Here is an 8,498-nt window from a genome sequence, read left to right on the forward strand (position 1 = left end):
TATTCTGCGCCAGGACATCAAGGAAACCAACGCTCGCATCGACTCGACGGCGGGCAACCTCAACTCCCGCATCGACTCGCTCCGCCAGGAAATGCGCACCGACATCGCCGCCCTGCACGCCCGGATCGACGCGCTCTATCAGGCGCTGTTCAACCACAAGGACCCCGCCGCATGAGGCGACCTCAAGTCCATCCTTAAAGGCCGTTCCCAAGGCCTCTGGAATAGCACCCGATAACTGCTCCGAATAATATTCCTGTGACCGTCCACCGCAAAAGCAGGCGGAGCGGGCCAGAGGTCTAGCCCGCATTTCTCACCAGGTCGCTGAATGTACTTTAACGGGCCTTTTATATTCATCACTTTATCGGACCTGTTGTGACTTCTTGCGACTACACACGACGCTGGGCGCGCCCTGGCTTGTCCTTTCCTCCTCAGCGCGCACATGCTCGCTCGACCGTAGAAACCGCTACGCTCTTCGCTCACGAGCACGCGCTGAGGAGGAAATTACTGCGCCAGGATCACGCCCCCTGGTGAGAAATGCGGGCTAGGTAGCGACGTCCAGGATGCCGGCAACGGCAATGGGGTGGGCCAATCTTGATTTTCAGACCTGCAGGGTCCCATAATCGGGGTAGAAACAGGTGCGTTCCGGAGGCCGAAACACACTTGTTAGTGGCGATGAAACCTCGACAGAATCAATCGATGCCAGGCAGCTCCCGCGTTCGTTCGCGTGCCGCGGGTTTGGTCACGAGGTTTCCAGTGGCTGCCGCAATCCTCCTCGGGCTCATGTGCTTCCTCTGGAGCATTGGTCCACTGCAGGCCCAATCCCCCGCCTACCTGGAAGCCCGACAGAAGTATGAGAGGAAGGAGTATCTGGCCGCCATGCTGCCGGCCCAGAAGGCCGTCGAAGAGGATGGAAGCAACGCTGCCTACCGGCACCTGTACGGAGCCATCCTGCTGAAGCTCAAACAGTATTCCGACGCCAAAGAGCATCTTCGCAAGGCAGTGGCGCTGGACCCTCAAAACGGTCTCTACCGCTCCACCCTGGAAGAACTGCTGTCTGAGCAAAAGGCGCCGGCGAGAGGCATTCGTTCCCTGGTTGGCGACACGGACGAACGGGAGCAGGTCACCCTGTGGTGGGAAAGCCTGCCGGAAGAGGTTCGCGCCAACTTCCGTGCAACAGGCAGCCGGAGCAATATCCATCCCGGGGATTATGTCGGGCCCGAGACCTGCAAGAGCTGTCACCAGGAGCAGTATCAGTCCTGGTCCAAGCACGCCCATCGTTGGATGAACGCCCTGGCCGACGACTCCACCGTCAAGGGAGACTTCTCCGGCAAGGCCCGGATCTCCTATCTCGGGGGTGAGGCTGTCTTTTTCAAGGAAGGCGGCCACTACAAGATGCGGCTGGAGCGGGGCGGGGTCCGTCGTGTTTACCGGATAAACCAGACCATCGGGTCACGTTTCTTCCAGTACTACATCGGCAAGCAGACCGAGGGCCCTGAACCCCGCGACCATCTGTTTTATCGCCAGGATCACGTGCTGTTCTTCGGCTACTGGCTGGATCAGCGGCAGTGGGTGCCCATCGTCCACGTGGGTCCCGAGATGCCCGACGGGGAAAGGCCCGACCCCTTCCATCCGCCTACCTCCCAACCCTTCCTGGCCCGTTACTCCAGCCGCTGCAACTTCTGTCACACCACCTTCCCGCTGGGAGACATGCTGGCCCGCAATCCCTCCCGCATGGCCCGTCACGTTCCCGTCCCGATGCACTTCGCCCTGGGCCACTATCTGGATCAGAACCAGTCGGGCATCGTGGATTTTCTCCAGAGCCCTGCCGAAGCCAGCGACGAGGACATCCTGCAGGTGCGGAAGGAGTTGGTCAAGCTGGAGGCTCCGCAGCACGCGGTCACCCTGGGGGTGAGCTGCGAGGCCTGCCACCTGGGCGGCAGGGAACACGTGGCCTCCGGGGGCAAGGAACCTCCCGGTTTCTTCCCATCCAGCCCCTTCCTGTATGTGGACAACAGTGAAAAGGACATCTCCTTCGGGCGGACCCACGACAACCTCAATTGGGCCTGCGGCCGTTGCCACGTGGGGACCAGGCCAACCTACGCCAACGGGATCGCCACCTGGAATTCCACCGAGTACAGCGACGCCGTCCAGGGCAGCTGTTTCTCTCAGCTTCGCTGCATCGACTGCCACAACCCACACGAGGCCATCGGTCCGCGCTGGTCCAGGCCTCCCGACGAGGATGACCGGTTGTGTCTCAGGTGCCACCAGCAGTTCGAGCCGGCGCAGGCCAGGCGGAAGCACACCCACCATCCCGCCGGCAGCAGCGGAGCCCGCTGCATGAACTGCCACCGTCCCCGAATCAACGAAGGCATCCAGGACCTGGTGCGGACCCACACCATCTTCTCGCCCACCGACAAGGCCATGATTGAGGCCAACCACCCCAACGCCTGCAACATGTGCCACATCGACAGGGCCATCGACTGGACTGTGGGGTATCTGAAGGAATGGTACGGGGCCGAGTATTCGGAAGAGAAGCTGGCCGAGAACTACCCCGACCGGGAGCAGCCGGTGGCGGTAGGCTGGCTGCAGAGCGAGTCCCCAGCGGTCCGCCTGGTGGGGGCGGACGTCCTTTGTCGAACCGGTTCCCGATGGGCGCTGCCGGAACTGATTGGAGTGCTGGACGATCCCTTCCTGATCAACCGCCAGTTTACCCGGAGGTCGCTCGACCGGATGCTGGATGTGCGCCTGCAGGATTTCGGTTACCGGTTCTACATGACCCCGGAAGAGCGCCGCGGTCCGATAGCCAAAATTCGGGCCGAACTGTGGCATCGAAAGCGAGCCGTGGCCCAGAGCAGCTCCAGCCCCATACCCTCCCGGTGAAGGCCGGCTTTCAGGGAAGTCGCCCGCCGGATACCCTCCACGGCGCCATAGGGACGACACCACCCGAGAGCGCGGGCGTCCCGCCCGCATCCTCTCCCTTAGCCTGCTGCCCAGATTGCGAAGAATGGGTTTGAAGATGCGGGGAATAGCAGGCATAATCTACGCATGGAGTGCGTAGAATGACTCGCTTTATCTACCAACTCACGGAATGGCCCAAATTTAGATGGGATCATAATACCTTGGCTGTCCCTTTGGCCGATATCCGTTACCGGCAAGGGCGCTTGTTGGGTCGGATGGAGGGCTTGGGCTTCTCTCTCCAGCAGGAAGCCGAACTGGAGACACTGACATTGGATGTCGTCAAGTCCAGCGAAATCGAAGGCGAGAACCTGAACATGGATCAGGTGCGTTCGTCCGTTGCCCGGCGGTTGGGAATGGACATTGCGGGGGCGATTCCCGCAAATCGGAACGTCGAGGGTGTAGTCGAAATGATGCTGGATGCCAGTCAGAACTTTGACAAGCCCCTCACAGAAGACCGCCTCTTTGCGTGGCATGCGGCGTTGTTCCCTACAGGGCGTAGCGGGATGCGCAAGATCATCGTCGGTGGCTGGCGCGACGACGCGGATGGACCCATGGAAGTCGTCTCCGGCCCCATAGGCAAGGAACGCGTTCACTACCAAGCGCCTGCGGCTTCACTTCTGGATAAGGAGATGGCTCGGTTCTTCGATTGGGCCAATGAGTCTGACGGTACCGATCCCGTACTCCGGGCGGCACTGGCGCACCTGTGGTTTGCCACAATTCACCCGTTTGACGATGGCAACGGCCGCATAGCACGGGCGATTGCCGACTGGGCTCTGGCGCGGTCCGAGAATAGCCCGCAGCGCTTCTACAGCATGTCTTCCCGGATTCGGCAGGAACGGGATGACTATTACGAGATTCTGGAAAGGACGCAGAAGGGAACGCTGGACGTTACGCCGTGGATGGTGTGGTTCCTGGTCTGCTTGGGACGTGCGTTCGAAGGAACCGAGGCAACGCTGGCCACTGTCCTGCACAAGGCTCGGTTCTGGCAGAAACACTCTGGTGTCGACATCAACGACCGCCAGCGTCTGCTCCTCAACAAGATACTGGAAGGATTCGACGGGAAACTGACCTCATCAAAGTGGGCAAAGATTGCGAAGTGTTCCCAGGACACGGCGATCCGTGACATCAAGGATCTGGTGGCACACGGAGTCCTTGAGAAAGATGCGGGAGGCGGGAGGAGTACCAGCTACTCACTTTTCCGGCGGAATATTGCAACTGGCTCGTCCGGTTAATCCTGTCTATCGTTGTTCCGTAGTGCAGCCAACCAAATTTAACGGGGCATGGTCCCTGCTTCGGATAGGCCGTGAACTCCGGTTGCTTCACTCTCGAGGGGTCCGCTCCTTCGTGGGGTAGGGGGATGATCTTGTTCGAGAAATTCGGCCCCAAACATTCCTATCTCGACATCCGAACCTTCCGATATTTCGTATAGGAATTCGAAATATCAAGCGGGGGAGCCTTCCGGGCAGTCGGTTTGGAAGGAGAATCTCCTTAAGTCCCTCTATAATTTACTCATAATAAACACGATAAAAAATAGTTGTTCAAACCCGAAATTTGGCAGCTCAGTTGCAGCTTATGCGCGCGTGAGTTAGTTTGTCTGGACGGTTTCCAGGTTGGACATTCGATAGGGTTCTTAAGACCGTTGGTTTTTGTTCAGCTTGGGGCCTCACTAAAACAAGGAGATTTTGCTAATGACGAAACAAACACTAAGAAAATCGGTCTGGAGTTTCGGGCTGATTGCTCTCTTGGGCCTGTTGGTCATTCCCACCTTGACGGTAGCGCAGGACGTCACCGGTTTTCGCGGCAGGGTCGTTGACACGACCGGAGCCGTGATGGTCGGCGTCAGCATTACTGCTATCAACGAGTCCAAGGGTCTGACCTACACTACCGTGACCAACGAGGTTGGGGAGTACGAGCTGCGCGGCATTCTGCCGGACACCTACACCCTGACCGCCGAGGCCACCGGGTTCAAGCGCTATGAGAACACGGGCGTGATCGTCTACTCGCAGTCGCCGCGGCGGGTGGACATCACTATGGAGATCGGCGAGTTGGCCGATGCCATCACGGTGACCGAGGAAGGGGCTCGCATCGAGACCGATACGCCCTCGGTGACCTACAAGACTCCCAACAAGGAAGTCTACTATACCAACGTGGCGGCCAGCCTGATCTACACGGTTGGGGCGGCCCCCGGAGTTCAGAACCGGAACGAGATTCACGGGGCCTACGCCAACAACGTCGCGGCTGTCCAGGACGGGATTCTGACGCTCGCCTACGGCACCTTCCGTTTTCCGCAGGAAGTGCTGCAGGAAGTGCATTTGAAAACGCTTAACGCGCCGGCCGAGTTCCAGCACGCCAACAACATCATCGGTGTGGGGCGCAGCGGAACCAACCAGTTCCACGGCGAGATCTGGAACGATTTCAGGCATGCTCGTCTGAGGGCCAAGAACCGTTCTCTGAAGAGCAGGCCCAAGCCGGAGACGCCGTCCCTGAAGTGGTCCTACGAAGCCGCCGGCCCGATCTGGATTCCCAAGATCTATGACGGCCGCAACAAGAGCTTCTTCCACTTCCTGTGGCAGCCGAACAGCGGGTTGACGCTGGAGATCAACCCCAACCTGACCTATCCGACCCCTCAGATGAGAACGGGGAATTTGAGCGAAGTCGCCGAATTCTCGGGGATCAGGGATGCCAACGGCAAGGGCGTGATCATGAATCCCTACACCATGACGCCCTTCCCCAACAACACCATTCCCAGCGACATGTTCCATCCCCTGGGAATTCGCTTCACCGAGTTGCTGCCCCTGCCGCAACGTCCCGGTCTGACGACCAACCGAACCGGGATCAACGAGAACAGCGGTGACGAGGAGTACTGGCACTACCGCTTCGACCACCAGATCCACGAGTCCAACACCATTTCGTTCAACCACTTCCGCTACACCCGCAACAGCAGCGAGACGAAGTGGGACCACGGGCCGCTGGATTGCGGGCGTAAAGGTCACGATCCCACCCGCGCCTGGAGCATTCTGGACAGCCACGTCTTCTCGCCTTCGGTGATCAACGAGTTCTCGGTCGGCTACAACGAGCAGCTCTACCTGATCGAGAGCGGCTGCGCCGGAAGCGATCTGTTGAGGCTGATCGATCCCCAGGGGCTCATCGACTTCGGCGGACGTGAAGGCAAGATCCCGCAGGGCTTCGCGGGAGCGCCTCAGATCACGGCTCGTTCGATCGGCAACCTCTCCAACATCAGCGGCGCCTTCGACGCCCGTCTGACCAATGCGCTGGGGGGCGGCGCCGCCGGATACGGAAGCCGGACCGACGCCAATGCCGTTCACCTGAAGAACAACATTTCCATCACCAAGGGCACCCACCTGTTCAAGATGGGGTTCTCCAACATCTGGGGTCTGGACGATCGCTACCGGCCCACCAACAACGTGTATGGACGCTGGGACTTTTCCGGCAACTACACGGGATGGGATTACGGAGACATCCTTCTGGGACTGCCCCGCAGCACCGCGATCGCCCAGGCGCGAGGGGAGCTGAGCCCGCGGTCGCAACAGTTCGGGATCTTCTTCCAGGATGACTGGAAGGTGACGCCCAGGTTGACCATCACCCCGGGTCTCCGCTTCCAGCACTACACTGCGGGACACGATGCCCAGGGGCAATGGTACAACTTCGACCTCCAGCACCTGCTGGATGGCGGCACCGGCCGGTTCGTGGTGCCCCAGCAGTCGCTGCATCGGGTCGTGCCCGGCTTTGCCCCGAGCATTCCGGTGGTCGGAAACGGCGACGCCGGTTTTCCCGCCGATCTGTTCCAGTTCAAGCTGGTGCACGTCCAGCCGCGTATCGGCGTGGCCTACCGCCTGACCGACAAGATGGTGATTCGCGCCGGTTTTGGGGTCTACACCGTGCCTCTGACCCCTCCGGACAACATGCAGCAGGCCATCTCCGGGTTCACCAGCGGTCCCTTTGAGCTCAACGAGAGCTTTGGGCCCACCGAGATCATCGACGGTGTTCCCACGCTGACCTTCAGCAAGGCCTTCCCGGCTCCCGGGACGGGCGCCACTTCGCTGCAAAACCCCAGAGCCATTCTGCTCAACACCCGCACCGAGAACTGGCCCACCGACAAGCAGTGGAACCTGACCTTGGAGAGGGAGTTGGGGACCGGCTTCACCGGTCGTCTTTCCTACGTGGCTTCCAAGGGGACCCACTGGCCCTACAACGTCAACGTGCAGATTCCCCGGGCCAGCACCATTCCCTACACGGCGTCCCGCAAGGTGTTCGGTGCGGAACCCTACGGTTCAATCACCGACTACCGCCTGGGTGGAAACTCCAACTATCACGGAGTGGAAGCCGAGTTGCTGCGGCAATTCTCCAGCGGCCTCTACGTGAGGAGTTGGATCGAGTATCGATCCATTCTCAATGACGTCGAAGGCGGCCGGTTCGGCTGGGTGGGTCCCGGCGGGTTCGCCACCGAGGATCCTTACAACCGCTCCCGCGACAAGGGCTGGACGGACGGCAACATCCCGGTTCGGGCTCGTGTGGTGGCTGTCTACTCCTTGCCCTTCGGCAAGGGACAGCGCTACCTCTCGGGGGCTTCTGGCGTGATCAACCAGTTGGTCAGCCAGTGGACCCTGACTCCCATCATCACCCTGAGCGCCGGAGGTCGAAGCACTCCAAACTTCGGTGGTTTCGATTCGCCCAACGTCGGCCGTTCGGGAGGCCGTCCGGACATTCAGCCGGGCTGCAACCCCAACGGTTTCGGGGACAATACCGTTCCCTACACCTCTTATTGGAATGCGTCCTGCTTCAGCATTCCGAAGAGCGGAACTTACGGAACGGCGACCCGGGGCGTCTTGCAACAGCCACGGAGTCCCGGCTTCAACTTGAACGTGTTCAAGGTGTTCCCGTTGACGCCTTACGAGAATGGCCCCTACTTCAAGCTGGAGGCCTATATCACCAACCCGCTCAACCACACCAACCCCAGCGGGCCCAACTCTCTGACCTTCAATGATCCGAGATTCGGGCAGTATGCCGCGAGTTGGCACACTCGGAACATCTTCTTCCGCTTGCGTCTCGGATTCTAGCAAGCCGAGTGAGTTGTTCTCCCGCCAGGCAGTCGATCATCGGCTGCCTGGCTTTTTTTTGCTCCAGGATCGACATTCAGTCGTAGCGCCGGGTTTTCCAAGGACTCTCACCGAGCAACCGCACGGCATTCCCCGGGAACGCGGGCGGGAAGCCCGCCACGGGACAGATCCATCGAGACGGACCATTCATTCAACATCGATGCACAGGATGCACAGGATTTTTTCAGGAAACGGCAAGCTTCCAATGCCGGAAATCCGCAAATCCGCACCGGATCATCCGAGAGTGAAACCGGGGCCTGTTACGAACCTCGGAGACTGGCCCCCCCCACCGGCTCCACTGCGGGCTGAATCTCCTAGGTGGCGATCTCGCCGATTCCGTTCCCCCCACCGGTTCGACTGCGGGCGAAGCCCTTGTCTCACCGACTCCTGTACCGTTCTGAGAAGGACCTTTGGCGGATAATC

At 60.1% G+C, this 8,498-nt stretch carries 3 protein-coding genes; all 3 read left to right on the forward strand.

Annotation, left to right across the window (positions count from 1 at the left end; genetic code table 11):
- Nucleotides 1–753 precede the first annotated feature (753 nt).
- The 3 genes from OXI69_03210 (at nt 754) to OXI69_03220 (ending at nt 8,036) form a co-directional block, all read left to right on the forward strand.
- Entirely contained in the window at nt 754–2,880 is a 2,127-nt protein-coding gene (locus OXI69_03210; protein MDE2665140.1) for a hypothetical protein, read from the forward strand.
- Between the two features lie 179 nt (nt 2,881–3,059).
- Nucleotides 3,060–4,190, forward strand: a complete 1,131-nt coding sequence (locus OXI69_03215; GenBank protein ID MDE2665141.1) for a Fic family protein — start codon at nt 3,060–3,062, stop codon at nt 4,188–4,190.
- Between the two features lie 456 nt (nt 4,191–4,646).
- Nucleotides 4,647–8,036: a TonB-dependent receptor gene (locus OXI69_03220; protein ID MDE2665142.1), complete on the forward strand. Its 3,390-nt coding sequence runs from the start codon at nt 4,647–4,649 to the stop codon at nt 8,034–8,036.
- Nucleotides 8,037–8,498: the final 462 nt, after the last annotated feature.

The sequence above is a fragment of the Acidobacteriota bacterium genome (assembly GCA_028875575.1).
In the GTDB taxonomy this organism is placed as follows: domain Bacteria; phylum Acidobacteriota; class Terriglobia; order Versatilivoradales; family Versatilivoraceae; genus Versatilivorator.

Excerpts from the sequence above, each read along its gene's own strand:
- OXI69_03220 (MDE2665142.1), top strand. The coding sequence starts at position 4,647 with ATGACGAAACAAACACTAAGAAAATCGGTCTGGAGTTTCGGGCTGATT.
- OXI69_03215 (MDE2665141.1), top strand. The coding sequence starts at position 3,060 with ATGACTCGCTTTATCTACCAACTCACGGAATGGCCCAAATTTAGATGG.